The 26,806-nt window shown below is 61.6% G+C and carries 24 protein-coding genes and 1 other RNA gene; 13 read left to right on the plus strand and 12 right to left on the minus strand.

Going from position 1 to position 26,806, the window contains the following annotated elements; genetic code table 11:
* Nucleotides 1-13: 13 nt before the first annotated feature.
* Together ACZ5YV_RS02470 and ACZ5YV_RS02475 are read right to left on the minus strand one after the other, a co-directional pair.
* Nucleotides 14-139 carry a hypothetical protein gene (locus tag ACZ5YV_RS02470; RefSeq protein WP_464788428.1) on the minus strand — a complete coding sequence of 42 codons (126 nt, stop codon included), beginning with the start codon at nucleotides 137-139 and terminating at the stop codon, nucleotides 14-16.
* Nucleotides 139-1,455: a UDP-glucose dehydrogenase family protein gene (locus tag ACZ5YV_RS02475; protein WP_464788429.1), complete on the minus strand. Its 1,317-nt coding sequence runs from the start codon at nucleotides 1,453-1,455 to the stop codon at nucleotides 139-141. The genes ACZ5YV_RS02470 and ACZ5YV_RS02475 overlap by 1 nt, the downstream gene beginning before the upstream one ends.
* Nucleotides 1,456-1,615: 160 nt before the next feature.
* Here ACZ5YV_RS02475 and wecB point away from each other — a divergent pair, with 160 nt between their 5' ends.
* From wecB to ACZ5YV_RS02495, 4 genes are all read left to right on the plus strand, one after another.
* Complete coding sequence (wecB, locus tag ACZ5YV_RS02480; protein WP_464788430.1) at nucleotides 1,616-2,761, plus strand: non-hydrolyzing UDP-N-acetylglucosamine 2-epimerase; 1,146 nt, start codon at nucleotides 1,616-1,618, stop codon at nucleotides 2,759-2,761.
* Between the two features lie 126 nt (nucleotides 2,762-2,887).
* Entirely contained in the window at nucleotides 2,888-4,183 is a 1,296-nt protein-coding gene (wecC, locus tag ACZ5YV_RS02485; protein ID WP_464788431.1) for a UDP-N-acetyl-D-mannosamine dehydrogenase, read from the plus strand.
* A 122-nt stretch (nucleotides 4,184-4,305) separates the two neighbouring features.
* Nucleotides 4,306-5,016 (plus strand): polysaccharide biosynthesis/export family protein, encoded by a 711-nt coding sequence (locus ACZ5YV_RS02490; protein WP_464788432.1) that lies wholly within the window; start codon nucleotides 4,306-4,308, stop codon nucleotides 5,014-5,016.
* Nucleotides 5,016-7,127: a GumC family protein gene (locus ACZ5YV_RS02495; protein ID WP_464788433.1), complete on the plus strand. Its 2,112-nt coding sequence runs from the start codon at nucleotides 5,016-5,018 to the stop codon at nucleotides 7,125-7,127. The genes ACZ5YV_RS02490 and ACZ5YV_RS02495 overlap by 1 nt, the downstream gene beginning before the upstream one ends.
* 133 nt (nucleotides 7,128-7,260) lie before the next feature.
* Here ACZ5YV_RS02495 and ACZ5YV_RS02500 read toward each other — a convergent pair whose 3' ends face one another.
* Entirely contained in the window at nucleotides 7,261-9,933 is a 2,673-nt protein-coding gene (locus tag ACZ5YV_RS02500; RefSeq protein WP_464788434.1) for a coiled-coil domain-containing protein, read from the minus strand.
* A 79-nt stretch (nucleotides 9,934-10,012) separates the two neighbouring features.
* On the opposite strand from ACZ5YV_RS02500, the gene ACZ5YV_RS02505 reads away from it, so the two are divergent.
* The 4 genes from ACZ5YV_RS02505 to ACZ5YV_RS02520 all read left to right on the plus strand — a co-directional run bounded on the left by ACZ5YV_RS02505 (nucleotide 10,013) and on the right by ACZ5YV_RS02520 (nucleotide 14,079).
* Entirely contained in the window at nucleotides 10,013-10,315 is a 303-nt protein-coding gene (locus tag ACZ5YV_RS02505) for an Hpt domain-containing protein (protein ID WP_464788435.1), read from the plus strand.
* A gap of 78 nt (nucleotides 10,316-10,393) precedes the next feature.
* Nucleotides 10,394-11,560, plus strand: a complete 1,167-nt coding sequence (locus ACZ5YV_RS02510) for a hypothetical protein (protein ID WP_464788436.1) — start codon at nucleotides 10,394-10,396, stop codon at nucleotides 11,558-11,560.
* Between the two features lie 57 nt (nucleotides 11,561-11,617).
* Nucleotides 11,618-12,697: a DUF2336 domain-containing protein gene (locus tag ACZ5YV_RS02515; protein WP_464788437.1), complete on the plus strand. Its 1,080-nt coding sequence runs from the start codon at nucleotides 11,618-11,620 to the stop codon at nucleotides 12,695-12,697.
* Nucleotides 12,697-14,079: a sensor histidine kinase gene (locus ACZ5YV_RS02520; RefSeq protein ID WP_464788438.1), complete on the plus strand. Its 1,383-nt coding sequence runs from the start codon at nucleotides 12,697-12,699 to the stop codon at nucleotides 14,077-14,079. The genes ACZ5YV_RS02515 and ACZ5YV_RS02520 overlap by 1 nt, the downstream gene beginning before the upstream one ends.
* 12 nt (nucleotides 14,080-14,091) lie before the next feature.
* On the opposite strand, the gene ACZ5YV_RS02525 is transcribed toward ACZ5YV_RS02520, so the two are convergent.
* The 3 genes from ACZ5YV_RS02525 to gltX form a co-directional block, all read right to left on the minus strand.
* Nucleotides 14,092-15,035, minus strand: a protein-coding gene (locus tag ACZ5YV_RS02525; protein WP_464786945.1) for an IS630 family transposase whose coding sequence is annotated in 2 segments (ribosomal slippage) — nucleotides 14,092-14,697 and nucleotides 14,700-15,035 — 942 coding nt in all. Because the reading frame shifts where the segments join, the coding sequence is not laid out codon by codon here.
* A gap of 144 nt (nucleotides 15,036-15,179) precedes the next feature.
* Nucleotides 15,180-16,466: a citrate synthase gene (locus ACZ5YV_RS02530; protein ID WP_449471612.1), complete on the minus strand. Its 1,287-nt coding sequence runs from the start codon at nucleotides 16,464-16,466 to the stop codon at nucleotides 15,180-15,182.
* A gap of 10 nt (nucleotides 16,467-16,476) precedes the next feature.
* Nucleotides 16,477-17,940 carry a glutamate--tRNA ligase gene (gene gltX / locus ACZ5YV_RS02535; protein ID WP_464788439.1) on the minus strand — a complete coding sequence of 488 codons (1,464 nt, stop codon included), beginning with the start codon at nucleotides 17,938-17,940 and terminating at the stop codon, nucleotides 16,477-16,479.
* 36 nt (nucleotides 17,941-17,976) lie between these two features.
* Here gltX and ACZ5YV_RS02540 point away from each other — a divergent pair, with 36 nt between their 5' ends.
* A complete protein-coding gene (locus tag ACZ5YV_RS02540) occupies nucleotides 17,977-20,151 on the plus strand; it encodes a ComEC/Rec2 family competence protein (RefSeq protein WP_464788440.1) in 2,175 nt (724 codons plus the stop codon).
* On the opposite strand, the gene lexA is transcribed toward ACZ5YV_RS02540, so the two are convergent.
* On the minus strand, nucleotides 20,112-20,783 hold the full coding sequence (lexA, locus tag ACZ5YV_RS02545) for a transcriptional repressor LexA (RefSeq protein ID WP_464788441.1): 672 nt from the start codon (nucleotides 20,781-20,783) through the stop codon (nucleotides 20,112-20,114). The two genes, ACZ5YV_RS02540 and lexA, sit on opposite strands and share 40 nt — an antisense overlap.
* A 152-nt stretch (nucleotides 20,784-20,935) precedes the next feature.
* Here lexA and ACZ5YV_RS02550 point away from each other — a divergent pair, with 152 nt between their 5' ends.
* Entirely contained in the window at nucleotides 20,936-21,088 is a 153-nt protein-coding gene (locus ACZ5YV_RS02550) for a hypothetical protein (protein ID WP_196225777.1), read from the plus strand.
* A 54-nt stretch (nucleotides 21,089-21,142) separates the two neighbouring features.
* Here ACZ5YV_RS02550 and ACZ5YV_RS02555 read toward each other — a convergent pair whose 3' ends face one another.
* The 5 genes from ACZ5YV_RS02555 to ACZ5YV_RS02575 form a co-directional block, all read right to left on the minus strand.
* Nucleotides 21,143-22,321, minus strand: coding sequence for a molybdopterin molybdotransferase MoeA (locus ACZ5YV_RS02555; RefSeq protein ID WP_464788442.1), 1,179 nt, complete (start codon nucleotides 22,319-22,321; stop codon nucleotides 21,143-21,145).
* Complete coding sequence (gene moaC / locus ACZ5YV_RS02560; RefSeq protein ID WP_464788443.1) at nucleotides 22,318-22,788, minus strand: cyclic pyranopterin monophosphate synthase MoaC; 471 nt, start codon at nucleotides 22,786-22,788, stop codon at nucleotides 22,318-22,320. Before moaC ends, ACZ5YV_RS02555 begins: the two co-directional genes overlap by 4 nt.
* Nucleotides 22,785-23,576, minus strand: coding sequence for an indole-3-glycerol phosphate synthase TrpC (trpC, locus tag ACZ5YV_RS02565; RefSeq protein ID WP_464788444.1), 792 nt, complete (start codon nucleotides 23,574-23,576; stop codon nucleotides 22,785-22,787). The genes moaC and trpC overlap by 4 nt, the downstream gene beginning before the upstream one ends.
* Complete coding sequence (gene trpD / locus ACZ5YV_RS02570; protein ID WP_464788445.1) at nucleotides 23,573-24,565, minus strand: anthranilate phosphoribosyltransferase; 993 nt, start codon at nucleotides 24,563-24,565, stop codon at nucleotides 23,573-23,575. Before trpD ends, trpC begins: the two co-directional genes overlap by 4 nt.
* A 113-nt stretch (nucleotides 24,566-24,678) precedes the next feature.
* Nucleotides 24,679-25,269 (minus strand): anthranilate synthase component II, encoded by a 591-nt coding sequence (locus ACZ5YV_RS02575; protein ID WP_464779943.1) that lies wholly within the window; start codon nucleotides 25,267-25,269, stop codon nucleotides 24,679-24,681.
* 118 nt (nucleotides 25,270-25,387) lie between these two features.
* Between ACZ5YV_RS02575 and ACZ5YV_RS02580 the strand changes: the two genes are divergently transcribed.
* The 3 genes from ACZ5YV_RS02580 (at nucleotide 25,388) to ssrA (ending at nucleotide 26,719) form a co-directional block, all read left to right on the plus strand.
* Nucleotides 25,388-25,789: a DUF6766 family protein gene (locus ACZ5YV_RS02580; protein WP_464788446.1), complete on the plus strand. Its 402-nt coding sequence runs from the start codon at nucleotides 25,388-25,390 to the stop codon at nucleotides 25,787-25,789.
* A gap of 67 nt (nucleotides 25,790-25,856) precedes the next feature.
* Complete coding sequence (locus ACZ5YV_RS02585; RefSeq protein WP_464788447.1) at nucleotides 25,857-26,369, plus strand: hemerythrin domain-containing protein; 513 nt, start codon at nucleotides 25,857-25,859, stop codon at nucleotides 26,367-26,369.
* Nucleotides 26,370-26,374: 5 nt separating this feature from the next.
* Nucleotides 26,375-26,719: a transfer-messenger RNA gene (gene ssrA, locus ACZ5YV_RS02590) on the plus strand.
* Nucleotides 26,720-26,806: the final 87 nt, after the last annotated feature.

Here is a 26,806-nt window from a genome sequence, read left to right on the forward strand (position 1 = left end):
CGGTGGGAATGGATCAGATGAAGCCCGCTATCACGGGGAGGGTCAGGGTCATGACGAACAGGGCCATTGCCGCGATCAGCCAATGATGAAGACGGGGAAGGCCGAGGTCATCCCGGCCCCCCTCCGGCTGAACATTCATCAGATGACGCCCTTGCCGCCCACTCGGGTGAGGGCAAAGCCCGCCGCTTCGGCTTCGCTGCGGGGATAGATGTTGCGCAGGTCAATGAGCAGGGGCTTGGTCATCGAAGCGGCAAGGCGCTTGAGATCGAGCGCGCGGAAAATATCCCATTCCGTGACCAGTACGAGCGCGTCGGCGCCAGTCGCGGCCTCGTAGGCATCTTTCGCCATGGTGACGCCTGACATCATTGGCCGGGCCACCTCCATGCCTTCGGGATCATAGGCGACGATGCGGGCTCCGGCATCCTCCAGCGCCTGTACGATGGCGAGGCTGGGCGCATCGCGCATGTCGTCAGTGTTAGGCTTGAAGGTGAGGCCGAGCAGGGCAACGGTCTTGCCGCGCGCTTCGCCGCCCAGCGCCTTCACAATCTTGCGGCCCATCGCGCGCTTGCGCAGGTCATTTACCTGCACCACCGTCTCCACGATGCGGATCGGCGTGTCATAATCCTGCCCCGTTTTTACCAGCGCGAGCGTGTCCTTCGGGAAGCAGGAGCCGCCATAGCCGGGGCCTGCATGAAGGAACTTGCTGCCGATCCGGTTGTCGAGCCCTATGCCGCGAGACACGTCCTGCACCTCAGCGCCGACAGCTTCGCACAAGTCCGCCATTTCATTGATGAAAGTGATCTTGGTCGCGAGGAAGGCGTTGGCAGCATATTTGATCAATTCCGCCGTGCGCCGTCCAGTGAACATGACGGGTGCCTGGTTGAGGTTCAGCGGCCGGTAGATTTGCGCCATGACGGTCATGGCCCGTTCGTTGCCGGTGGTGCCCACGACGACGCGATCCGGTCGTTTGAAATCGCTGATCGCGGCGCCTTCACGGAGGAATTCCGGGTTGGAGACCACCTGGATGTCGAGGTCTGGGCGTACTTCCTGTACGATGCGCTCAACCTCGTCACCCGTGCCAACCGGCACGGTCGATTTGGTGACGATGACCGTAGGGCCGTCCACGGCTTCGGCAATTTCGCGAGCGGCTGCATAGACGTAGCTGAGGTCCGCATGGCCATCGCCGCGGCGCGAGGGCGTGCCCACGGCGATGAAGATCGCGTCCGCGCCCTTGACTCCCGCAGCGAGGTCGGTGGTGAAGGTCAGTCGGTCGGCCGCAGCATTGTTGGCAACGAGCTGATCAAGGCCCGGTTCATAGATCGGCATGCGGCCGGACAAGATCGCATCGATCTTGCCAGCGTCCTTGTCGACGCACACGACGTCATGGCCGAAATCGGCGAAACAGGCGCCCGATACCAGGCCGACATATCCCGTGCCGATCATCGTGATCTTCATAAACTACCCGCTGCCTCGTCCGAAAAAATGAAGGATTGACTGCGCCCTAGCATAGGTCATCGCACCTGCGAAAGCGCGCGTCGGAATTACCCCTTGTTCAGGGGATGGTTACGATTTGCTGGCAGGGGGTAGCCTTAAAGGCTCGCATCAGGGGGCAAAGATGAAAGTTGCGGTGGTATTCGGGACCCGCCCCGAAGCGATCAAGTTGTTTCCGGTCATTCACGCGTTGCGCGCGCGGGATCATGTCGATGTGCGCGTGATCGTCACGGCGCAGCATAGGGGGTTGCTGGACCAGGTACTCGACATTGCGGGTATCAAGCCGGACATCGACCTTGACGTGATGACGCCGAACCAGACTCTGGACGGTCTTACGGCGAAGCTGATCGTCGATCTGGGCAAGGCGTTCGATGCGGAGAAGCCGGATCGGATCGTCGTGCATGGTGACACGCTGACGACCATGGTCGCGAGCCTTGCCGCCTATTATCGACAAATTCCGGTCGCGCATGTGGAAGCGGGATTGCGCAGTGGGGATATTTATCATCCCTGGCCTGAAGAGGTGAACCGACGCGTCGTCGCTTGCGTGGCCGACATGAACTTTGCGCCCACCGGCGCGGCGGCCGATGCCCTGATACGGGAAAATCGCGATGCGGCCAGCATTCACATCACCGGCAACACGGTGATCGACGCGCTGCTTGCGACGCGCGAAAGAATTGCGGGCACGCCTGCGCTCGCGGCGGGCCTCGATGAATTGGCGTCGCGCTTTGCAGGGAAGCGCATCATCGCTGTCACCACCCATCGGCGGGAAAATTTCGGCGGGGGCATGGAAGCGATTGCCCGATCCATTGCCGACATCGCGGCTCGTCCGGATGTGGCGGTGATCTTCCCCGTCCATCCCAATCCCAATGTGCGCCCGATCATGGAGGCGGTCCTTGGGAAGCTGCCGAACGTCGCGATGATCGAACCGCTCGATTATCCGCATTTCGTGCGCCTGCTCGACATGTGCCATCTGGTCCTGACCGACAGCGGCGGCGTGCAGGAGGAGGCGCCGTCGCTTGGCAAGCCGGTGCTGGTGATGCGCGAAACTACCGAACGGCCTGAAGGCGTGACGGCGGGGACGGCCAAGCTGGTGGGCACCGACCGTACCCGCATTGTTGGTGAGGTGTTGGCGTTGCTCGACGATGACGAGGCTTACCGGGCGATGGCACGGGCGCATAATCCCTTTGGCGATGGGCGCGCGGCGCAGCGGATTGCGGCGGTCATTGCGTCGGGAAGCGTCGAGGCGGAAGGTCTGGAGGAGGCGGCATAGCTTCGAGTCAGGTGCGGCGCTTTTAACTCTTCCAAAACCTCATCGTCCGGTGATCGTTCGTTACCGGAATCTTTAGCATTTGCCTTCAAAAACAGCGGTAACTGATCGATTTTCCGGGATTATTGCATGCCTATCGACAAGCAGCAGAAGGTTTCCGTCATCGGGCTGGGCTATATCGGGTTGCCGACTGCCGCCCTTATCGCCCGTGGGGGAGCGCATGTCGTGGGCGTCGATGTCAGTGCTCATGTGGTGGAAACCGTCAATTCGGGCCGGGTGCACATCGAGGAAGTCGATCTTGACGGCCTGGTGCAGGGCGTAGTCGCACGGGGAAATCTAAGAGCCAGCCTGACTGTCGAACCGAGCGACGTCTTCATCATCGCGGTTCCCACTCCGGTGGCTGAAGATCGCGCGCCGGACATCTCCTATGTGCTGAACGCGGCGCGAACCGTTGCTGAGGTACTGAAAGCGGGCGACACGGTAATATTGGAGTCCACATCGCCCGTCGGCACTACCGAAGCGATGCGAGACCTGTTCGCGAAGATTCGCCCTGACCTCAAAATGCCGGGACCAGGCACGGCCGGGGATGTCGCGATCGCCTATTGCCCGGAGCGCGTTCTGCCGGGCCGCATTCTGGTCGAATTGATCGACAATGACCGTTGTATCGGCGGTATAACACCGCGATGCGCGCGCAAGGCATTGGCATTTTACCGTCAATTCGTACGCGGAGCCTGCATCACAACAAGCGCGCGTGCCGCCGAGATGGTGAAACTCGTCGAAAACAGCTTCCGCGACGTCAATATCGCCTTCGCCAATGAATTGTCCGTCATTGCGGAAGGCATGGACATTGACGTATGGGAAGTGATCCGCCTTGCCAACCGCCACCCGCGCGTGAACATCCTTCAGCCAGGGCCGGGAGTGGGCGGGCACTGCATTGCCGTGGACCCCTGGTTCATCGTTCATGGCGATCCGGAGAATAGCCGCCTGATCCGCGCCGCGCGCGAGGTGAATGACGCGAAGACCGACCATGTCGTCGCCAAGGTATCGGACCTGATCGACGAGTTTCCCGGCGAGGACGTCGCCTGTCTCGGCTTGGCTTTCAAAGCAAATATCGACGATTTCCGCGAAAGTCCCGCCGTGAAAGTGGCGAGCCGTCTGGCCCGCCGTTACGGCCGCCGCATCAAGTTGGTCGAGCCTTACGCGCAGGCTTTGCCGATGGAGTTCGCGGGCACCGGGGCGGAACTCATCGATCTCGATACGGCTCTGGAACAATGCGGCGTTTTCGTCATTCTGGTTGATCATGACATGTTCAAATCAGTCCCGGTGGACGAGCGCTTCGGCAAGGCGGTTTACGATACGCGCGGCGTATGGCCGGACCAGCCGCGTCGCCTGCCGCACGATCAGCCGGGGCGTATGGCGGGTTGATCGAGAGCCGCTTGGCCCAGAGTGCCATGGCCGCAGTTGCCATGGCCATTTAGCCTCGCTAACCCCGCCCAAGCGTTTCGCCCCTCGGCGGACTGTTTGAAAGGCGTGGGGAATTTTCACCAATGGGCTGGCCGACCAACAGGAAGCAACAGGCTCTGGTCATCATTCTGGCTTCTGCCTCGCTTGGCGGCTGTGCAACGGTTGAAGACGCCCCCCGCGAAGCCGCTGCCTATGCGGTGATACCCGCTCCTCAAGCGGTTGGCCTGGACTATCACATCGTTCCTGATGATGTGCTGCGGGTGCAGGTATATCATGAACCCGGCCTTTCGCTGGAGGATGCGGAGGTCACGGCGGCGGGTATGGTGCGTCTGCCGTTGATTGGCGATGTGCCGGTCGCGGGCTTGTCCGCTAGCGAGGCTTCAGACGTGATCGCTGGCAAGCTAGGCGAGCGTTATCTGGTTTCTCCTCAAGTTACCGTCTTCATCAAAAAGGCCGTCGGTCGTCGTATCACTGTGGATGGCGAGGTGAGGCAGCCAGGGCTTTATCCCATCGAAGGGCGCATCGGGTTGCTCCAAGCTGTCGCGTTGTCGAGGGGGCCGAGCCGCCTTGCCAGCCTGAAGCAGATCATCGTCGTTCGTCAGGTGGAAGGTGAACGGAAAGCGGCGATGTTCGACTTGAATGCGATCCGCCGGGGCGAGGCGCTGGACCCTGAAATTCTGCCGGGCGATACGATCATAGTTGGGCTATCACGAGCGAAGGCCATCCTGGGCGGGACGTTGCTGGCGCTGCCGGTGTTGGGGGCGGCCTTTGTGTCTCTCGACGGAGAGCATTGATGGCAGGTCGCACGATCCGCATCGATAACGACCATGCGCCCTTCGGGCCGGAGGGACGCAGCGCTCGCATTGTGACGGCGGCCCGTGCCGCCTGGACGGCGATATGGCGCCATCGTATCATCCTGTTGGTCACCATGGCGCTTTGCGTCCTGGCGGGCATCATCTTCATACTTCTTTCAACGCCTGATTACCGCGCCACAGCTTCGGTTGAGGTCGAGGACGTACCCGCAGGCGCGGCGGGCGCGGGAGCAATCCAGCGACCGGCCGCGCCCGCTGACAATGAAGCGCTGATGCAGACCGAGTTGGAGGTGCTCCGCAGCCGCGCTTTGGCCGAAGATGTGGCACGCGAGTTGGCGTTGGTCGGTAGCCGAACCTTTTTTGATGGTATGGATGAACGGCGCCCCGAGCGCGGATCCGGATCGCTCAGCCAGCGGCAGGTCGAGACCGAAGCCGTCATCGGCCTTCTGCGCGACAACCTGGAAGTGGAATTGCCGGGCAAGAGCCGTGTCATCCGCATCAGCTTCACCAGCGCTGATCCCATATTATCGGCGCGGGTCGCGAACAGTTATGCTGACAGTCTGATCAGAGCGGACCTGAAGCGCGGATTTGAATCCGGCGTTCAGGCGCGACGCTTCCTGTTGGGGGAACTGGACAGTGCGAGAGGGGATCTGGAGCGCGCCGAACGGGACCTTGCCGCCTATGCCGCTCAGAATGGCTCGCCTTCAGCGACGGACGTAGATGGAGGCGACAGGTCTACCGACTCGAACGGCACGACCGCGACGCGGCTAGCGCAGTTGAATGCCTTTCGCGCTCAGGCGACCGCAGATCGGATCGCAGCGCAGAAGCGTTGGGAAAGCGCCCGCCTTTCCAGTGTCGAGACGCTGCCCGAAGTGCTGAACAACGGTGCGATGCAGCAGTTGATGACGCAACGGGCGCAAGCGCGGGCAGCAGTGCTGGAAGAGCGGCAGTTTCGTAAGGACGCCCATCCGGAAATGCGGGAGGCCCGGGCACGGCTGGCCGCGCTGGACGATCAGGCGACCGCGATGGCGAACAGCATCCGCGCCTCCTTGCACGAGCAGTTTGAAGTTGCCGTACATGGTGAGAAGCAGATCGAAGCCGAGATTTCGGGCGTGGAACGCCAGGCGCAGGCAGAGCGTGGACGGGGCGTGCAGATGAGCATCCTGGAGCGCTCGGTCGATACATATCGGCTGCTGCATGACAGCCTGCTTCAGCGTTACCGTGACATGGCATCGCAGGCTGGCTTTCAGGCGGGACGCATACAGCCGTTGGACCGTGCCGCCGTCCCTTCGCGGCCGTCATCGCCGAATATCGGCATCACGATGCTGATGGCTTCGCTTGGCGGTCTGTTGCTGGGTTTGCTGATGGTCGCGGGACGCCATGTGTTCGACGACGCCGTGACCTCCGCCGATACGCTGGCGGAGCGTGCCAACATGCCGCTGCTGGGGACGGTTCCGGTTACCGACAAGCCGGCTGCGGAAACCTATGTGCCGATTGCATCCTCGCTGTTGCTCGCATCCTCGGCCGGATTGCCTGCTTCCATCCTGATTACCAGCGCGCAGGAAGGCGAAGGGAAGTCTTCGACCGTCCACGCACTGGCTCTCGCCTTGGCGAAACTGGACCGTCGAGTGCTGGTGATCGACGCTGATATGCGTCGGCCGCGACAGCATGGTCTGTTCCATGTCACGCCCGAACGCGGCTTAAGCGAAGTCATGACGGGGCAGGCCAAGGCGGAGGATGTGATCGTCGGCAGTGATGTCCCCGGTGTATCGCTTCTGCCCAGCGGCGCGATCCCTCCTAATCCCGCTGAACTTCTATCCACTTCCGCGTTGGATGTGCTGCTCGCGGCCGTTCAGGGACGTTATGACACGGTGCTGATCGATGCACCCCCGATCCTGGGTGTCCCGGATACATCGCTACTCGCGTCGAAGGCGGAGGCGACGGTGTTGATCGTGGAGTGGGGGCGCAACCATCATGGCGGCCTGAGAGTGGCTGTAGACCGCGTGCGCCGGGCGGGCGGCGCCATTATTGGCGCGGTGCTGACCAAGCAACAGGGCCGCGCGTTTGAATATGAGTATCATAGGAACGGGTAGGGGATCTCGGCCGACTTCACCGATCGTAACAGGGGGAAACTGACGGGGCGGCGCCAACTGAAGCCTCGCGTCTTTATGGCTGGACACGCGTTCAGATCCTCTGTGGGGCAGTGGCTGTCGTGGTGCGTGAAATTTACTGACGGAGCCGCTCGATAGCCTGAGCAAGTGCGACATAAAGCTTGCCCATGTCGGACGAAAGCACCGCGACCCCAAGCGCATTGCCGTCGCGCGCGGAAAGAATGATCCGCAGCATGGATTCGAAGTCGTGAATGTAGCGGTTCACATGCTCCTGGAACTCGGCATCGTTGTCATAGTGCAGGGCGATCTCACGCGATTCGCCTGCGTCCAGCAACTTGACCGCCCGGCGGGTGAAAACGCCGCGATCGCCTTTGAGATAGGAGGCCCAGGCGGAGTCGGTGACGTCGTTCGACAGAATTTTGGCGACATCGATCGAGGTGCTGTTGAGTGATTCGATCAGCAGGGCCGATCGGCGCGCAAAATGGTCGCGATCGCGGTCTTCGGCGGCCCGTTCCGCTTCCTCGATCCGGGATTGAACGCTCGCACTTGTGTCGGCAATTGTCAGCAGCTGCCGCGTAAGGCGATCGGACGCCTGATGCGCAGCGCGAACAGCCTCCTCCGCGACCTGAGCGAGCTTTTCGATCTGGGCCGTTACCTTGTCATCGACTGCCTGCTGAAGGGCGGCCTCGCTGGCTTCGGCAAGCGACTGCGCGGCGTCCGGGATGGCGCGGCCTAGTGCCTGACGTGCACCCTCGGCGGCTTGATCGGCGGTATCCTTGACGCGCAACAATGCGGTCACCAGCAATGGGCCAGCGCCTTCGGTGATCCGCGTCGCGTCCTGATGAGCGTGATCGAGTGCGGTGCGCAGCTTCTCAACCAGTTCGCGGTTCGCCTCGACGCCGCTTTGCGTGCTTTCCAGCCATTCGGTAAGGCGGCGGCCCTGACCGCGCAGCAGTTCTTCAGCCTCTTGGGTGCGGCCGACCAGCGCTTCGGAAATGGCCTCCAGCCGTTCCATTTCCGGTGCCGCGCTATCAAGCAGTTCGCGGCTCGTGGAAATGCGCGTGTCGAAGCGCTGCAATGCAGCGGGGAAGGTTTCGTCCAGTTCCCGGACGCTCGAATCAAGAGCGACAAGTAGGGTTTCCGCACAGCTGATCAGCTTTTCCGCCGTAACCCCACCGGCAGCGAGGGCGTTATCGATCCGCTGTGTTTCAACGGTGAGGCGGGAAAGTGCATCGGTAAGCCGATCGTTGCGGGACAAGGCGCTTTCTTCCAGCGCGGCAAATCGCGACTGCGTGCTTTCGATGGCCTCGCCAAGCGTGTCATGCAGACCGGACACAAGCGCGCGTTGTCCTTCGACCAGATCATTGATCTGATGGAGGCGGCTTTCGACCTCGCTCATGTGGTCGGAAATGGCGGAGACGGTTTCGTCGCCGATGCTCTGGATATCGCCGCGTGAGCGCGTCACCAGCGCGTCGAGAGCCTCAGCTTGCCGCGCGAGGCCTTGCTCAGTGAAGGTTACGCTATCTTTCGCGCGGGCGAAGGCGGCTTCAGTGCGTTCACGAAGCTGAGCTTCGATCTGTTCAGAGTCATGTGACAGGGCAGCAAGGGCGCTCTGGCTCGTCGTGGCAATGCCCGCCTGCGCTGTTTCAACGAGCGTGCGGAGGGCCTCAGCTTGCGCCGTCAGATCACGATCGGCCGCCGCCATGCTCTGCTGCGCATGCGCCACAGTCGTTTCAAGGCGCTGCCGCACGTCACCTTCAACTCGGTCAAGGTTCTGCGTGAGCAATTCGATCGTCGCTTCGGCGCTGTTAGTTATGCCAGCGCGTGCGCGTTCCAGCAGGCTGGCGAGGGTGCTCGCCTGCCGATCCAGTTCAGCTGCCCCTTCCTGCATCGTCAGACGGGCGCTTTGCGCTGTGGCGTCGATCCGCCCAGCCGCTATGTCCGCCATGCCGTTCACTTCCTCGGTCGCGGAACGGGTAGCCTCTTGCAACTGGGTGAGTTGGCTCGACAGGCTCTTCGTGGCGGTCAGTGTCCGCGCACGGGCGTCGTCGGACAGTTCGCCAAGAGCGTGAAGCCGAGCCTCCAGCGTGTCGATCCGTTCCGCCAGCGCATGGCCGTTATCGATGATCTGCGCTGCCATGCGACCGGCCCGATCCTCCAGTTCCGGCATGGCAGCGATCAGGGCATCCATGCGCGTGACGAGGGCTGCTCCTGCGCGTTCGGCAGCTTCCGCCTTTTCGGTCGTGCTGTGGGCGCGACTGGCTATCAGTTCGGCAGAGGCCTCCATATTGCTGCTGGCGGCCGCGCCATAGCTGTCGAGCAATTCGGCCTGGTCCTGCATGGCCTCGCGGGCGGTAGCTAGCTGACGGTTAATGCGGCTGAGTCGGGCTTCCAACTGCTCCGCCTCCGCATGTAGCGCGCGCGCAGTGTCGAGATAGCGGCGCGACTCGGCGCGGCTGGTGCGAGCAAGCAGCAGATAGCAGACGCCGAGGCCCACGACCGGCAGCAATATGGTCGTGATCAGCCCAGGCCAGGCGGCAGGGCCTGCCTGCCATTGTTTCGTCGAGACTGTCGCCCATCCTGCAAAGCCCAGCCACAGCAGAGCTGCGAAGCCGAACATGGCCTGCGTCCGGCGGCTGAAAGGATCGCCGCGCTCCTCTGCCTCGCCGTCTTCATCGCTGTCATCGACGACCTGCTCCAACAGCAGTGTGTCGTCCTTTCGCGACTCGTCAGAAGTCGCGATGCTTTTGTCTCGCCAGAATTCGACGATGGTGCTGCCCCCGGTCATGACCCCATCCTATCATCTTTTCAGCGCAACAAAATGCCCTGTTACCAAAACTTAACGCAAGCCCGATAGCGTTCGGCCCATGTCATACGATCCTGGCGCCCTGAATGCTGCTCTTGCTGCCGCTGTCGGCGAAGATTTCACGCTGATCGCGGACCTTCGGGTGGCCTTCATGGAAAGTGCCGAACGCCAGCTGGACCTCCTCCGCAATGCTCAGTCCGACGCGAATTGGGAAGTGGCATCATGGCGGCTGAAGGGATTGGCGGCGAGTTTTGGCCTTACGCACCTCATGGCACTGGCTGATGAAGCAGCGGATTGTGTAAGGGGCGATCCACGCATTCTTCGTCAATTGCGAATGGCTATCGACCGGCTTCAACAAAGCTGAATCGCAGCATGCTTGCGTGATGGCGGCAGCCTTGCGAAAAGGCAGGTTCACACAAGAACGGGTCAGTTCCATCTCAGCATGACTTTTGCGGCCATTCTCAGCGCCAGCCGGGCGTCCAGCGATTCTTCGGCGGCCCTTCGCGCCAGCCTGCATTTTGCGGGGCAGACGCTGGTCGAATATCAGGCGCGGCAGGCTGCCCGGGCTGGGGCAGATCGCATCATGATACTCGTGAGTATCATCACGCCCGCCCTCTCACAGGCTGTGGACAGGTTGAGTGCCGACGGGATTTCGGTCGCCCTGGTTCGCGATATGGTGTCCATGGTCCGGGACGCGCCGCGCGATGCCGATGTGGTCCTGGTCGCTGACGGGGTCGTCATTGCGCAGGCTCATTTCGACGCCATAGCCGAGCGCGAGGGCAACGCCCTCTTGGTAACGGACGACAGTCATGCCAGCGCTCCGCTGGAACGGATCGATGCAGGTCAGCGATGGGCTGGCCTGGCCCGGATCAGTCCAGACCTGCTTTTTGGCACGCTCGACATGATCGGTGACTGGGACCTGTCGCTGACACTCGTGCGCGCGGCCGTGCAAAATGGCGCTCGCCGCATCACCGTTCCACAGGATGATCTACTGACGGGGCGTGTTGCACTGGTCGATGGGCAGGCGCAGGCCGATCTGGTCGCTCAAGCGGTGATGTCGGCCGGTTCGTCGGCGAAGAGAATGCGCGGCTTGGCTGAACATTATATTCTTTGCCCTGCCGCCCGATTGTTCAGTCCCACCCTGATGCGCACCCAAGTCCCGGCGGCACAAGTGCGTATCGCAGCCATGGCATTGGGCGCGATTGCCCTGGTGCCGATAGAGTTGCTTTGGCCCGCGACGGGGTTCCTTTTGTTATTGCTAGCATTGGGGCTCGCGGAAATCGCGGATCGGCTGGATGAACTGGCCCTCCGATCACCACCGGCAGGATGGACCGCATTCGTTGTCCCCTTCTTCGCGGTTGGCGGGATATCCCTCGCCGGAGGGAGCGTGCTGGCGACATGCCTCGCGCTGCTGCTTGCCATCATCCAATTTGCTGACCGCTGGAACAGGACGGGGGGAGCGAGGGCCTGGATGATCTTCACCCCTGCAAGCGCGGTGATCCTTCTGTTGCTGACGACTTCGCTGGGCGCGGCGATGATGGGTTTTGAAGTTGCAATGCTGGCCGCCATAGCATCCGCAGGTGCGATCATCCTGCGCAAACCCGCCTGATACATTTCACGCATAGGGTTTAGTGCATTTTAAGGACGTGCGGCTATGTTGGCCGCCATGAGCGCCTTTTCGTTCCTTACCGGGCCAACGGCGGCGGACAGTTGGCCTGCGGCCCCCGTCCTGGCCGGCATGTCCGCCGTGCCCGTGGGTCATGCCATTGATCTGGCATTTTTCTTTCCCAATGAAGGGCGGGAACGTCACGATGCGCTGATGGCTGAAACGCGGCGCCATCTGGGCGGCTGCGTCGCTGGTATCGAGCATGCCCTGCGATTCGCGCTTGAACGGCCAGACGTGACGAGCCTGCTGGCGCAACAGTCGGAAGCGATTTGCTGGCCGACCATTTGTGCTCAGCCAACACTGCTAAGCCCGGCGTTGCTCTCTCACATGCAGATGCGTGCTGGCGTTACACTATTGCTGAGGCAATTTGGCCAGCCAGACGATCGATTGGACGAGACAGAAGCAGAGATCATCTTTCCCACCGATGATCCAGCCGTGACTGAAGCGCTTGCCGCCCTTGCCATGGCGGAGGGACGTTGGCTGACGTTGGGCGGGGAAGACGAGCCGATGCAGCCGGACATTCCTGCCGAACATTATGCGGAACTCCTATGGACCGCTGCCGCGTGCCTGATGGCTGTGGTTCAGCGGACGTCGTTGTTGGATGCTGGAGAAATCCTTCCTGCGGTCGAAAAAGCTGGGTGGGCTTTATTGGCTGAACATGACGAGAGTCGCAGCCCGATCGCAGCGGCAGACAGGTTGGTGCGCCGCCTGGGTGAACGTGCAGACATGCCCGAATTGCTGGGCGCTGCTCTGGGCCAGCGGCGGTTCCTGCTATTTGCGTCCCTGGCGGCTCGGCGATTGCGCATGGATAGCGCGCATGTGGCCGACATATTGGTGATGGGACCGGTCCCTGAATTGGCGGCGCTTTGCCGATCGTTAGGGGGATCGGATGCCGACTATCGTCATCTGCTGATGGCATTGCGGCCTGTCCGGCCCTCGCTCACGGACGCTGCAATCATCGTAGAGGCGGAACGGTATCAGGCGTTGACAGAGGCGCAGGCGGACGGTTTGGTGAACGCATTACGCGCGCCTCGGGCACTGCGTGCGAAAATCGATCATCTGCGGCGGATCACTGTCTGATGAATATGCCGGTGCATCCTGCCATTATCCGCGCGACTGTAGCGGCGAATGGATTGCTGTTGAGCGCGGATGCGCCTTTGCTGGCCTTGCAGCGTGAGGCGGGCTCCGATCTTGGCGCGGTGCTGGCTATTCCACAATTGGCAGCGCTGGCGCGGCTTGCGTCGCGGCTTTCTGTTACCGTTTCACGAACGGTTACGGCGGCGGCGGATCGCGGTGACATCGACATGTGGGTGCGGGCTAAGCCTGAAGCCGACGGCGTGCAGATATCGGTGATCGAATGGAATGAGCGGCCAGCGACTGCTGCTCCCGTCGACATGATGCGCCGTGAAGCAGACATTGCGGCCGTCGCAGAAGGGTGGACCTGGCAAATCGATACGCAACTGCGGTTCCAGATGGTGTTGGAAGGGGTAGGGCCGGAAAGTGCCTTGCCTCAGCAGCCTCCGATACCCGGTAGCCGTCTGACCAGCTATTTCGAACTGCGGCCTGATGAAGAGGGTGACCTGGGCATTCTGCGCGGATTTGCGCAGCGTCGCGCCTTCCGTGACCAGATCGCAACCTTGATTGCCGAACCTGAGCAATGCTTCCGGCTTTCGGGGTTCCCGATGTTCGATTTGGCGGGGCAGTTACTTGGCTATCGGGGCAAGGCATTTCCATTGGATCGAGCCATTCTGGCTCCTCATGTGCCGCCTGCGCCCGCGGTCGTCATATATCCGGCAGAGTTCGGACGGCGCCTCGATCGTTCCCTGCGCCAGCCATTGGGCCGGATCATCGCCAATGCGGATTCGATCAACGCGCAGTTCGATGGGCCGCTGCGCCCGGACTATGCGGGTTATGCTTCCGACATCGCGGCTGCGGGACGTCATTTGATGGCGCTGATCGATGATCTGGCGGACTTGCAGGCGATCGACAGGTTGGACTTCACCGTTGCGACCGAGGATGTGGACCTGGCCGATATCGGGCGACGGGCCGCTGGGCTGTTTGTGGTCAAGGCGATGAGCCGCAAGATTAAGCTTTTCCCACCAGAATCGAAACATAAGACCGTTGCGACGGGTGAATTCCGGCGCGCACTGCAAATCCTGATGAACCTCGTCGGCAACGCTGTGCGCTACGCGCCTGAGGATAGCGAAGTGCGGATAGAGACTGGCGTTGATGACGGACGAGCCTGGATCGCTGTCATGGATCAAGGAGCAGGTGTCCCGGAAGATAGTCGAGAGCGCATCTTCCAAAAGTTCGAACGGCTCGGCCGGAGTGATCCTGGCGGTAGCGGTCTTGGCCTCTATATCTCCCGCCGACTTGCGCTTGCCATGGGTGGAGACATTCAGATTGGCGATGCCCCTGGCGGGGGTGCGCGATTTACGCTGGCGCTACCGGCGAGCAGCTAGAGTCTTTCTGACTTAGATTGAGGCATATCCGGCTCCACGGATGTAATTGGCGCATTCTGCGGGCGGGAAGTGGTCGAGCAGTTTTCCGATGCGTCGCCATGTTGCCTCGACGGTGCGTTCGTTGGCCTTGCGGAGCAGACGCTTGAGCTTGGAGAACATCTCCTCGATGGGGTTCAGGTCGGGCGAGTAGGGCGGCAGGAAGAACAGCCTGATGCCCGCCGCCTTGAGCAATTTGCGCACGCGGCTGCCTTTGTGGCTGCCGAGATTGTCGACCACGATGATGCTGCCGGGTTCCAGCGCGGGGATCAGGAACTGCTCGACCCACGCGGTGAAGCTCTCGCCGTTTATCGGGCCATCGAGGACGCAAGGGGCCACGATGCCATCATGCCTGAGGCCAGCGATGAAGGTCAGCGTCTTCCAGTGGCCATGCGGCACCTTGTCGATCAGCGGCTCGCCCCGGTGATGCCAGCCATGGGTGCGGGTCATGTTGGTCTTCGCCCAGGTCTCGTCGATGAAGACCATGCGCTTGGGATCTACCCAGCGCTGGACCCAGCGCCAGCGGTTGCGGCGTCGGATGACGTCGGGCCGGTCCTGTTCCTTGGCGAAGAGCGTCTTTTTTTAAACGTCTTGCCCAAGCGGCCCATGAACCGCCACAGCGTGTCGCAGCAGACCACCACACCACGCTCTTCACGCAGCTGGGCCAGCAACTCGTGCAGCGTCAGGTCCTTCTTCTGCTCGATCCGCGCAAGCAACCACTCGCGCTCACGCGCCAGCAACGGGAGCATGTGACCGCCGACCTTGCCCGGCTCAACAGACCCGCGCGTTCGCCATGACTGCGCCCAGCGAACCCCCGTGGCCGGGCTCACCTCCAGCAACCGCGCAGCCCCCCGCGCCGACATGCCTCGATCCAGAGCCCGACAAAACCGAACCCGCAAATCCTGTGATAATGGCCTCATCCATGCTGGCCTCCTCACCAGTGGCCACCTTGAATCACACTTCCAACCGTCTGGAAATCCCCAACGATTCATTCAACATCGGAAAGACTCTAGAATAAAAAACGGCGCCGATTTGGCGCCGCCTTTTTTATCGGTTGACCGCGATTAGCGCTGGCTAACCGGGACATAGTCGCGCTCTGCCGGGCCGGTGTAGAGCTGGCGCGGACGACCAATCTTCTGCGCTGGGTCCGAAATCATTTCATTCCACTGCGCGACCCAGCCAACCGTGCGGGCAAGGGCGAAGAGCACCGTGAACATCTCGGTCGGGAAGCCGATCGCCGACAGGATCACGCCCGAATAGAAGTCCACGTTCGGGTAGAGCTTCTTTTCGATGAAGTAGGGATCGTTGAGCGCGATCTGCTCCAGTTCCTTGGCGACGTCAAAGACGGGATCGTTGACGCCGAGCTTTGCCAGGACGTCCTTTGCCGTCTTCTGCATGACGGTCGCGCGCGGATCGTAGTTCTTGTACACGCGATGGCCAAAGCCCATCAGGCGGAACGGATCATCCTTGTTCTTGGCGCGGGCGATATATTCCGGAATGCGGTCCACAGTGCCGATCTCGCGCAGCATATTGAGAGCGGCTTCGTTCGCGCCGCCATGGGCAGGACCCCAGAGGCAAGCGATGCCAGCAGCGATGCAGGCGAAGGGATTGGCGCCCGACGAGCCAGCGAGACGGACGGTCGATGTCGATGCGTTCTGCTCGTGGTCAGCATGCAGGATGAAGATCTTGTCCATCGCGTCCACGATGACCGGATCGGGTTCATATTCCTCGGCGGGGACCGAGAAGGTCATCCGCAGGAAATTGGCGGTGTAGCTGAGGTCGTTGCGGGGATACACGAAAGGCTGTCCCACCGAATATTTGTACGCCATGGCCGCGATTGTAGGCATCTTGGCGATCAGGCGGTGGCTCGCGATCTTACGCTGTTCCGGATCATTAATGTCCGTCGAGTCATGGTAGAATGCGGACAGCGCACCCACCACGCCGCACATGATCGCCATGGGGTGCGCGTCGCGGCGGAAGCCACGATAGAAGGTGGTGAGCTGTTCGTGCACCATGGTGTGACGGGTGATTGTGCGGGTGAAGTCCTCCAAATCCGCCTTCGAAGGCAGTTCGCCATTCAGCAGGAGGTAGCTGACTTCCATGAAGCTGGATTGTTCTGCCAGCTGATCGATGGGGTAGCCCCGATGGAGCAGGATGCCGGCGTCACCATCGATATAGGTCAGGCCCGAATCGCAGCTGGCGGTCGAGGTGAAGCCCGGATCATAAGTGAACATGCCGGTGTTGGCGTAGAGCTTGCGAACGTCGATGACCTTGGGGCCGACGGAACCGCTCAGGATACCGTAGTCCTTGGTATCGCCGCCGACTGTCAAAGTGGCATTATTGTCCGACATCTCGTTCTCCTTATTTGCCAACAGCGCGCGATGCCTGCCTGGCATCCGCGAGCCGCTCCAAGCTCCTGTCTTTTCCAAGAAGGAAAAGGACATCAAATATCCCCGGCGAAACCGTGCGACCGGTTAGCGCCGCGCGTAGCGGTTGAGCCACTTTGCCCAACCCCAATCCGACTTCCTCTGCCACGCGGCGGATCGCTTCCTCGATCGCTTCGACCGTCCAGGAGGGAACGGAATCAAGAGCGTCGGCGGTCTTCCCAAGCAGCTCGCGCGCCGAGTCGTCTAGCAGAGCAATTGCCTTGTCGTCAAAATCCAGCGGGCCTGCCTTGAACAGGAACTCGGCGCCTTCGGCAATCTCGTTAAGTGTCTTCGCGCGTGGCTTGAGCGAAGGCATGGCTTGCGTGAGAAGCGCCATCGCCTCGACCGACGAGGTCGTGCCGAGCCGTTGCGCCACGCGCGGCAGGACCAGTTCCGCCAGGCGCTGATCATCGGCCTCACGCAGGTAGAATGCGTTGAGATTTTCAAGCTTCTTGATGTCGAAGCGGGAGGGCGATCGGCCGACGCCGCTTATGTCGAACAGTTCGATCGCGCGATCTCGGGAGATGGTTTCTTCATCGCCATAGCCCCAGCCGAGACGCAGAAGATAATTGAGCACGGCTTCGGGCAGCATGCCCATCTCGTCGCGATAGGCATCGACACCCAGCGCGCCATGCCGTTTCGATAGCTTCGCGCCGTCCGATCCGTGGATCAAGGGAATATGGGCATATACCGGTTCTTCCCAGCCCATCGCCTTAATAATGCCGAGCTGGCGAAACGCATTGTTCAGATGGTCGTCGCCGCGGATCACATGTGTGACGCCCATGTCGTTATCATCGACCACGACGGCGAGCATATAGGTTGGCGTCCCGTCAGAGCGGAGCAGGATCATGTCATCCAGTTCCGCATTCTGCACAACGACCCGGCCCTGGACCGCATCGTCGATGACCGTCTCGCCTTCGCGTGGCGCCTTGAGCCGAATGACGAACGGAGCATCGGCCGGAGCTTCTGAAGGATCACGGTCCCGCCAGCGGCCATCATAACGCATTGGCTGCTTTGCGGCGCGCTGCTGTTCGCGCAGTTCAGCCAGTTCTTCGGGGGGCGCATAGCAGCGATAGGCATGGCCAGCCGCGAGCAACTGATTAGCGACCTCTGCGTGCCGCTGCGATTGCTCAAACTGAAAGACGGCGGGCTCGTCGCCTGCAAGGCCGAGCCATTCAAGGCCGTCGAAGATCGCTGTGACAGCATCCTCTGTCGAACGGGCGCGATCGGTATCTTCGATACGCAACAGGAACTTGCCGCCATGGTGTCGGGCGAATAACCAGTTGAACAACGCGGTGCGCGCGCCGCCGATATGAAGAAATCCCGTGGGCGATGGCGCGAAACGGGTTACCACCTGCTTGTTCAAACCCGTTGCACTCACCGCTTTATTCCTCGACATCCGCCTTGCTCATTCATGAACGCGACGCCCCCTAGCATGGCTTTTGAGCCACGACAAACGTCCGTTGCCCCGATAATAAGGCGCAGCGGCCATCAGCTTTTCGCGCGCCTCGAACAGGCATTGGAGGCTGAGCGCGAGCAGCTCGCGCTTTGGGTGCCGGTGGGCCTTGGATTGGGCATAGCGGCTTGGTTCTTTCTACCTAACCAGCTGACATGGTTGTCTTTTTTCTGTTGCGCGATTGCGATCGCGAGCGGCGGATTGATGCTGCCGGAGGGCGGCCGGATACGCCATGCGATTATATTGGGCGGTCTGCTCGCGGCGTCAGGTTGCCTGTTGATATGGGGGAAAGCCCTGATTGTCGGCACGGCGCCATTGCCCCGTGCCGCATTTGTAGAAGTGACTGGCGAAGTCAGGTCGGCCGATACGGTGCCTGCGCAGCAGATGAGTCGCGTATCGATCCATCCTATCAACATGCCTGCGCTGCCTTCGCTGATCAGGGTGAACATAGCCGCCGCCGACCTACCCGAAGGGGTTGGCAAAGGTGCCATCATTCGCTTTCGCGCCCGGTTGATGCCTCCTGCCGAAGCGAGCCTGCCCGGCAGCTATGATTTTTCGCGTCGCGCTTATTTTCAGGGGATCGGGGCAACGGGACGCGCGCTTAAGCCTATCGTCGTGCTACGCCCCTCAACGGAGGCGCCGCCTCTGCGCAATCGTCTTTTCGCGCACATATTGAAGAATGCGAATGGGGAGGGCGCGGGCATAGCCGCAGCGCTGGCGACGGGGGATCAGGGCGCCATCAGCGAGGCGGACGCCGACGCGATGCGCCGCAGCGGCCTTGCCCATCTGCTCTCGATCAGCGGGCTGCACGTCACCGCCCTAATCGGTGCGGTCATTTTTCTGCTGATGCGGATCATGGCACTCAGCCGACGTGCGGCATTGGATTGGCCATTGATGCTGATCGCTGCGGCCGGTGGCGCGCTGGCGGGCCTGGGATATACTTTGCTGACGGGCGCGGAAGTGCCGACGGTTCGATCCTGCGTCGCGGCACTGCTGGTGCTGGGCGGGCTTGCGCTTGGCCGCGAAGCCATCACCTTGCGGCTGATAGCCGCCGGGGCATTGGTGGTTCTGTTGGCATGGCCAGAGGCGCTGGCGGGGCCAAGCTTCCAGATGAGTTTCGCCGCAGTTATCGCTATTGTTGCCTTGGGCGAACATCACCGCTTTCGGGCATTCGCGGGATCCCGTGAGGAGTCAGCACTTCGGCGACTGGGTCGCCACCTTGCCGTCCTGCTCCTCTCCGGCTTTGCGGTGGAAATGGCTCTGGCGCCGATCGCTTTGTTCCACTTTCACAAGGCCGGGATGATAGGCGCTTTTGCAAACCTGGTGGCTATCCCCCTGACGACCTTTGTCGTCATGCCGCTGGAAGCATTGGCTTTGCTGCTGGATGTTGTCGGTCTTGGGGCTCCTGCCTGGTGGTTGACGGGCCGCGCGCTCGATCTGCTGCTGCTGATCGCGCATGGGGTAGCGGCAAGTCCTTGGGCGATCGTCACCGCGCCTGCCGTGTCTAACGCGATTTTCGGGATCATCGTGCTGGGCGGCCTTTGGTGCCTGCTTTGGCGAAGCGCTTGGCGCTGGATGGGACTGGCCCCCGTGGCGCTGGGGATGGCCATCATTATTATGAGTTCGCCACCCGACATTCTGGTGACAGCGGATGGGCGCCATGTGGCCGTTCGCGGGCAGGACGGCGGCATGGCTATTCTGCGTGAGCGGGCAGGAGATTATGTCCGCGATATGATCGCAGAAAGTGCAGGCCATGGAGGTCCGCTGGGCGCTCTTGCAGACTTGCCCGAAGCGCGTTGTTCCATGGACTTATGCATGGTGGCCCTGACCGGAGGAGGGCGCATATGGCAGCTATTGGTGACGAGAAGCGGGGTTGTCGTGCCCAAGGACGGCCTGGCACGCGATTGCGCGCGTGCCGACATCGTTATCGCTGACCGTCGCCTGCCGTCATGGTGTCGGCCCCGCTGGATGAAAGCCGATCGGCGGTTGTTGGCACATACCGGCGGGCTGGCGATCGATCTTGATGGAGGAACCGTGCGAACCGGCAAAACAGTGGGCGACGCACATCCGTGGGTCGCCCGGCCTCCCTATTTACCGTCGCGCCGTCGATCCGATCAGTTGTACCGTCGCAGCAGACCAGCCAGCTTTCCTTGAATGCGCACCTGCTGCGAATCGTAGATTTGCGGCTCATAAGCATTGTTGGCCGGATCGAGCCTGACCTTAGGTCCCTGGCGATGATAATATTTCAGCGTCGCCTCGCTATCCTCGATTAGTGCGACCACGATTTGCCCCTCGCGCGCGACTTCGGTTCGCTGGATCAATGCGAAGTCACCGTCGAGGATGCCCGCGTCGATCATCGAATCGCCAGAAACCTCAAGAGCATAATGATCACCGGCACCCAGTAGAGCGGCAGGAACCGACAGCATGTTCTGTCCTTCCATGGCTTCTATGGGGACGCCTGCGGCAATCCGACCGTGAAGGGGAATGTCGATCACGTCGTTGGCTGCGACCGGGGCCTTGGCCGACAGTTGCGGCTTGGGTGTCGCTGCAACCTTGGGTGCGCGATGCATCGCTTCAGGAAGTTTCAAAACCTCCAGTGCTCGTGCCCGATTTGGCAGGCGACGGATGAATCCGCGTTCTTCCAGCGCATTAATCAACCGGTGAATCCCGGATTTCGACCGCAGATCGAGCGCTTCCTTCATCTCCTCGAACGAAGGTGAAACCCCGCCTTCCTCGAGCCGAGTTTGAATGAAGCTGAGCAATTCCTGTTGCTTGGGCGTCAGCATGCCGACTTATCCTCCATGGAACGGATGGAGAACACATAGGAAACGTAAGGGGGCAAGTCAAGCGGGCTTGCGCCAAGCGTAACGAAAGGAACGGACCTGCGTCACAGCCGTTCAATAGCGGCCTTCCCAAAGAGGGTGAATAGGAGAGTAAGATGGCGAACCAGAACGATCAGGACAAACAGCGCCGCCAGCAAGGTGGTGACCGCTCAAGCCAGGGCGGGCGTCAGCAGCAGCAGGAAAATCGCCAAGGTCAAATGGGCGAGAGCCGCAAGGACAAGAGCGATCACAGCAAGCAGCAGCGCTGATCTACGTTTGGTTGGATCACGGGGAGGGGCCGCATTGCGGCCCCTTTCTCATTGTCAGAGCGGAACGATGGTTACTTTGTCGCCTACGGCGGCTGGGGGTGAGTCGGCCGGTCGACGGATCAGGCACCCCGCTTGAGCCAGGGCTGCGGTCGCGGCGCTGTCCTGCGAGGTAACGGAGACCAAGCCGACATCGGTGAGGTAGGCACGAAGATAGTCGTCGCGCTCTCCTGTCGCGGGGAGGGGGGCGGCGAGTTCCGCGATCATCGTACGGGGTAGCGGGTTGGCGGCTCCGGCCATGTGCCGCACAAGGGGCAGCAGGAATAGCGTTGCTGTCACAAAGGCGGACACGGGGTTGCCGGGGAGACCGAGGAACAGGGTGTCACCCAGCTTTCCCGCCATGAGCGGCTTGCCGGGGCGCATGCGAATCTTCCAGAAATCCAAAGTGCCGCCTGCCGCCTGAAAAGCTGGCCTCACCAAGTCGTGATCGCCGACCGAGGCGCCCCCGGTTGATACGATGACGTCGGCCCCGGCAGCTTCTTTGAGCGATCGGACCATTGCGTCCAGATCGTCGGGAACGATGCCGAGGTCGATCACCTCCGCGCCTGCCTGACCTAGCATGGCCGCAAGCATGGGCGCGTTGGAGGACGGCAAGCGGCCAGAGGGCGTGGGCGCTCCGGGGGGGACGAGTTCATTGCCTGTAGAGATCAGGGCGATGCGCGGACGGCCGCCGACCGGGAGGGTTCCGTGGCCCCCAAGAACGGCAAGAGCAATCTGCGCGGGACCCAGTGCGGAACCGGCAGGCAGCAATAGATGATTTGCGCCAAAGTCGCTTGCCGCCGGGCGCACGTTTCGTCCTGTGGGTAGTGGAGAGCCGAGCGGGTGCACGAACTGGCCGTCCAGCTGCGCATCTTCCTGGATCAGGACGGTATCGGCACCGGGCGGCAGTGGTGCGCCGGTGAAGATGCGGCAGCATTCCCCCGGAGCCAAAGCGGAGGGGAGGGAGCCGCCTGCTGTACTTTCAGCGGTTAGGCGCCAGGGACCAGGCCATTCTGCCGCACGAATGGCGTAACCATCCATCGCCGATAGATTTGCCCAAGGCTGATCGCGCAGAGCAAAGATGTCCCGTGCGAGCCATCGGCCTGCACAGTTGGAAACCGGGGCATCCTCTTCCGGTAAGCGGCTACCCAGCGCAAGCAGGCGCGCCTGAGCCTCCGCGACCGGGAGCAGACTCATGGCGCGCGCCAGTCGCCCGACTTGCCGCCAGACTTTGCGAGCAGCCGGACATTACCGATAATCATGCCCTTATCGAGCGCCTTCGCCATGTCATAGATGGTCAGCAGCGCCGCAGAGGTGGCGGTAAGCGCCTCCATCTCAACGCCGGTTTGACCCGCGCTTCTGCTGGTCGCGGTGACGGTGACGCCCTCTGTTTCCAGATCGAAGTCGATGGCTACCGAGGTCAGGGCGATGGGATGGCATAGCGGGATGAGATCAGAGGTACGCTTTGCCGCCATGATGCCTGCCACTCGCGCTACCGCCAGCACATCGCCTTTCTTTACCAGTCCTTGCGCGATAGCGGCCGCGGCTTCGACACTCATGGCGATGTGGCCGGTGGCGATGGCTTCGCGGGCGGTCACGGCCTTGGCGGAAACATCGACCATATGGGCCGATCCATCCTCATCAAGATGGGTGAGCTTGCTCATGCGCCGGTCAGCAGCGCGCGGGTGGCGGCTTCGACATCGGACTGGCGCATCAGGCTTTCGCCTACCAGGAAGCATCGTACGCCATGTTCGGACATGGCGATCAGGTCGGCGTGGCTGCCAAGGCCGCTTTCAGCGACGAAGGTGCAGCCTTCCGGAGCCTGGCCGACCAGTTCGTAGGTGCGGGCGAAATCGACGCTAAAGTCTCGCAGGTCGCGGTTGTTGACGCCGATCAATCGTGAGCGGAGCTTCAGCGCGCGTTCCAGTTCATGGGCGTCGTGCACTTCGACGAGCGCATCCATGCCAAGGCCAAGTGCGGCATCCTCTATTTCCGCCATCTGATTGTCGTCCAGCGCGGCGGCGATGATGAGGATGGCGTCGGCTCCGAGCGAGCGGCTTTCGAGGACTTGCCAGGGATCGACCATGAAATCCTTGCGCAGGACGGGGAGGGCACAGGCGGAACGGGCGGCCATCAGATAGTCGTCATGGCCCTGGAAATAGGGTTCGTCTGTCAAGACCGACAGGCAGGCGGCACCAGCGGCGGCGTAGGCTTGAGCATGGGCGGGCGGGTCGAAATTTTCTCGGATCAGGCCCTTGGAGGGGCTGGCTTTTTTGATTTCCGCGATGAGGCCGAAGCCCGAGCGGGCGGCGCTGTCCAGTGCCTGGCGGAAGCCGCGTGGAGGTGTCTGTTCGGCTGCACGGGCGTGGAGTGTCGAGACGGTGACGGCGGCCTTGCGGCGGGCCACTTCCTCACGCTTCGTATCGCAGATTTCGATCAGCTTGTTCGTCATTTATAGGCAATCCAGCAATTGAGCAGCGCGTTGGCAAGCCCGCGGTCGATAGTTTCGGCAGCTTCCTCGACACCTTCTCGCAGATCGGCAACCGCATCCGCTACGACAAGGGCAGCGGCTGCGTTCAGCAGCACGGCGTCGCGATATGCGCTGGATTCGCCCTGAAGGAGGGCGCGTAGGGCGGCGGCATTATGCGCGGGGTCGCCGCCACGGATTGCCTCAACCGGGTGCGTCGGCAGTCCAGCGTCGGCAGGGGAAAGGCGACGCATGGCGACGATGCCCTGCGCGGTTACTTCGGCGACGTCGTTGCCGCCCGCGAGGGACAGTTCGTCAAGGCCCTCATCACCAGAAACGATCATGGCGCGATCGACGCCAAGTTCCGCCAGCGCCTCGGCATAGATGGGAACATAGGCCGGGCGGGCGATGCCGACGAGTTGACGGCGCACTCTTGCCGGATTGGCGAGCGGACCCATCAGGTTGAAGATGGTGCGCTGGCCGATGGCCTTGCGGATCGGGCCGAAGCGTTTGAGCGCGGGGTGATGCTTCTGCGCGAACAGGAAGCAGATGCCGAGATCGGCCAGCGTTGCTTCCGCCGTATCGGCGACGCGATCAAGATCGAGGCCGAGTGCTTCGAGCGTGTCGGCGGCCCCGGCCTTGGATGATGCGGCGCGGTTGCCATGCTTGGCGACGGGCACTCCGGCGGCGGCTACTACGAGACTGACGGCGGTCGAGACGTTAAGCGTATGGTGGCCATCTCCACCTGTGCCGCAGACATCGATTGCGCCAGCGGGGGCGGCGATGGGGATCATGCGCGCCCGCATGGCGCGGGCGGCGGCGGCGATCTCCGTCGCGGACTCGCCGCGCTGGGCCATGGTGACGAGGAAGGCGGCGATTTCCGCCTCTGGCAGGTCGCCGTCGAACAGCAGGTCGAAGGCAGCGGCGGCCTCGGTGGCGCTCAGCGGCGTTGCGGGATCGGGCAGGCGGGTCATCGCGTTGCCTTAATCACGACGCCGCACCGGAGTCGAGGGGAGGGTGCGGGAAAGTCTTTCGCACATGGCACGGCGAAGCCCTGTGTCTCGTTCGCTCCGCCGCGAAACCGAAATCAGGCGGCTGCGCGTTCCTTTACCGGAATCCCGGCGATCCGCATGAAGTTCGCCAGCATCTCATGCCCATATTCGGTGGCGATGCTTTCGGGATGGAACTGGACCGAGTGGATCGGAAGGCTTTGATGGCGGAAGGCCATGACCGATCCGTCCTCGCTGGTCGCGTTCACGACGAGGCTCTGCGGAATGTTATCGACGATGAGCGAATGATAGCGGGTCGCGGTGAAGGGTGATGGGATGCCCGCGAAAAGCCCTGTGCCGTCATGAGTGACAGGGGAGGTCTTGCCATGCATCAGGCCGCCCCGAACGACTTGCCCGCCGAAATGCTGGCCGATCGCCTGATGGCCGAGGCATACGCCCAGCAGGGGTGCGCCCGCGTCTGCGGCGGCGGCGACAAGATCAAGGCTGACACCAGCCTCATTGGGCGTGCAGGGACCGGGCGAAAGCAGGAAGGCGCTGGCGCCGCTGGAGAGGGCCTGCCCTGCCGAAATAGCGTCGTTGCGGACGACCTCCACCTCTGCACCCAGTTCCATGAGGTAGTGGACCAGATTCCAGGTGAAGCTGTCATAATTGTCGATGACGAGGATCATGGGACCATGGCTATAGAGAGTGTAGCGCGCCGGGCCAATCGGAATCGGCGTTTTTAACTGGCTGAACCGGCTACATGCTTTTGCGTTGTCCTTCCGGAGCGACATGAGGGAGGATGGTATGAAGCGCTACGCCTATGGTTGGATCACGGCCCTGTTCTTCCTGGTGTCGATTGTGGGTCATTGGGTGTTTGGCTGGTGGGCCTATGTGGATGACGCAAAGACGCACGGGCAGGTGCCTGAACTGGCGGCCTATGCCATCGAGATGGGCCGGGATACGTTCGAGAATTGGCAGTCGGAATTTCTCCAGCTGATCTGGCAAGTCGTGGGCCTGGCCTATTTCCTCTATGTCGGCTCGCCAGCCTCCAAGGAGAATGACGACCGGTTGGAAGTGAAGGTAGACGAACTGCTGAAAATGGCCGGTGGCAAGGATGCCGAGCAGTTGATCCGCGAAATCGACAGCCGTTATCTTCGCGCCGGTGGTCATGCGAAGCCGCACGGCACTGATCTGGGCTATGAATGATAGCAGGACGGAACCCGGAGGCTTGTCAGCCGCTTCTTGACGATATGTGTTCGTGAGGAGGACGGAAATGGCCAAAGCTGAGTTTACCGATGCGATCGCCCTGTTGAAAGCTGATCACCGCAAGGTCGAGGACCTGTTCGAGCAATTCGAAAAGGCGAGGGCCGCAAACCGGAAGCAGGAAATCGCGCATCAGATTTGCATCGAGTTGAAGATCCACACCACGATCGAGGAGGAGATTTTCTACCCCGCCTTTCGTGGCAAGATCGAGGACGACACGCTCGATGAAGCCTATGTCGAGCATGACGGTGCGAAGGTGCTGGTGAATGATATCGAGGCCGGATCACCGGAAGATGATTTCTACGATGCCAAGGTCAAGGTGCTGTCCGAAGAGATCAAGCATCATGTGAAGGAAGAAGAAAGGCAGTCTGACGGCATGTTCGCTCAGTGCCGCAAGACAGAAGTGGATCTGGTGGCGCTGCGTGACAGGATGATGATGCGCAAGCAGGAACTGATGGCGCAAGCGAAGGCCAGCGGATTGCCGGTCGCCAAGCCCAAGGCCGTTCATCTGGTTCCGGCCTGACCGAAAAGGTTGATAAATGGGGCGCGCTGTCCCATATGGGTTTTGCCGGGTTCGCCCGGCTATGGTGATAAATCGTGTCGTGTAATAGGCGCAGCGGACCCGGGGGCAGTACCCGGCGGCTCCACCACATATCCCGGCTTGTACGGGGTGTCTGACGGGGCCGAACTAGGATCGACGTGTGTTGAAAGGCGATGTCTTCACCCGGCCTGAGTAAGCCGTAAAAATGTTCAAAACACGTAAGTGCCAACGATAACGAGGCTCTTGCTCTTGCTGCGTAATTGATGGCCTCGCGGCCTGACATTACCCAAAAAGAACGCGGTTGAACCCACCGGGCAACAGAAGGGAATTCAGCGGCTTCCGGAGGAGCCGGGCAACAGAATCCTCCGGACTTCCTTCATTCGAGTGATTTTGGTGGCCGTCCTGCGGGGCGGGCGGCG

Source organism: Sphingobium sp. TomTYG46 (assembly GCF_055396345.1).

Bases quoted from the DNA above. Each gene is read 5' to 3' on its own strand.
- ACZ5YV_RS02470 (WP_464788428.1), bottom strand. From the start codon at position 139: ATGAATGTTCAGCCGGAGGGGGGCCGGGATGACCTCGGCCTTCCCCGT.
- ACZ5YV_RS02475 (WP_464788429.1), bottom strand. From the start codon at position 1,455: ATGAAGATCACGATGATCGGCACGGGATATGTCGGCCTGGTATCGGGC.
- wecB (WP_464788430.1), top strand. From the start codon at position 1,616: ATGAAAGTTGCGGTGGTATTCGGGACCCGCCCCGAAGCGATCAAGTTG.
- wecC (WP_464788431.1), top strand. From the start codon at position 2,888: ATGCCTATCGACAAGCAGCAGAAGGTTTCCGTCATCGGGCTGGGCTAT.
- ACZ5YV_RS02490 (WP_464788432.1), top strand. From the start codon at position 4,306: ATGGGCTGGCCGACCAACAGGAAGCAACAGGCTCTGGTCATCATTCTG.
- ACZ5YV_RS02495 (WP_464788433.1), top strand. From the start codon at position 5,016: ATGGCAGGTCGCACGATCCGCATCGATAACGACCATGCGCCCTTCGGG.
- ACZ5YV_RS02500 (WP_464788434.1), bottom strand. From the start codon at position 9,933: ATGACCGGGGGCAGCACCATCGTCGAATTCTGGCGAGACAAAAGCATC.
- ACZ5YV_RS02505 (WP_464788435.1), top strand. From the start codon at position 10,013: ATGTCATACGATCCTGGCGCCCTGAATGCTGCTCTTGCTGCCGCTGTC.
- ACZ5YV_RS02510 (WP_464788436.1), top strand. From the start codon at position 10,394: ATGACTTTTGCGGCCATTCTCAGCGCCAGCCGGGCGTCCAGCGATTCT.
- ACZ5YV_RS02515 (WP_464788437.1), top strand. From the start codon at position 11,618: ATGAGCGCCTTTTCGTTCCTTACCGGGCCAACGGCGGCGGACAGTTGG.
- ACZ5YV_RS02520 (WP_464788438.1), top strand. From the start codon at position 12,697: ATGAATATGCCGGTGCATCCTGCCATTATCCGCGCGACTGTAGCGGCG.
- ACZ5YV_RS02530 (WP_449471612.1), bottom strand. From the start codon at position 16,466: ATGTCGGACAATAATGCCACTTTGACAGTCGGCGGCGATACCAAGGAC.
- gltX (WP_464788439.1), bottom strand. From the start codon at position 17,940: ATGTCGAGGAATAAAGCGGTGAGTGCAACGGGTTTGAACAAGCAGGTG.
- ACZ5YV_RS02540 (WP_464788440.1), top strand. From the start codon at position 17,977: ATGGCTTTTGAGCCACGACAAACGTCCGTTGCCCCGATAATAAGGCGC.
- lexA (WP_464788441.1), bottom strand. From the start codon at position 20,783: ATGCTGACGCCCAAGCAACAGGAATTGCTCAGCTTCATTCAAACTCGG.
- ACZ5YV_RS02550 (WP_196225777.1), top strand. From the start codon at position 20,936: ATGGCGAACCAGAACGATCAGGACAAACAGCGCCGCCAGCAAGGTGGT.
- ACZ5YV_RS02555 (WP_464788442.1), bottom strand. From the start codon at position 22,321: ATGAGTCTGCTCCCGGTCGCGGAGGCTCAGGCGCGCCTGCTTGCGCTG.
- moaC (WP_464788443.1), bottom strand. From the start codon at position 22,788: ATGAGCAAGCTCACCCATCTTGATGAGGATGGATCGGCCCATATGGTC.
- trpC (WP_464788444.1), bottom strand. From the start codon at position 23,576: ATGACGAACAAGCTGATCGAAATCTGCGATACGAAGCGTGAGGAAGTG.
- trpD (WP_464788445.1), bottom strand. From the start codon at position 24,565: ATGACCCGCCTGCCCGATCCCGCAACGCCGCTGAGCGCCACCGAGGCC.
- ACZ5YV_RS02575 (WP_464779943.1), bottom strand. From the start codon at position 25,269: ATGATCCTCGTCATCGACAATTATGACAGCTTCACCTGGAATCTGGTC.
- ACZ5YV_RS02580 (WP_464788446.1), top strand. From the start codon at position 25,388: ATGAAGCGCTACGCCTATGGTTGGATCACGGCCCTGTTCTTCCTGGTG.
- ACZ5YV_RS02585 (WP_464788447.1), top strand. From the start codon at position 25,857: ATGGCCAAAGCTGAGTTTACCGATGCGATCGCCCTGTTGAAAGCTGAT.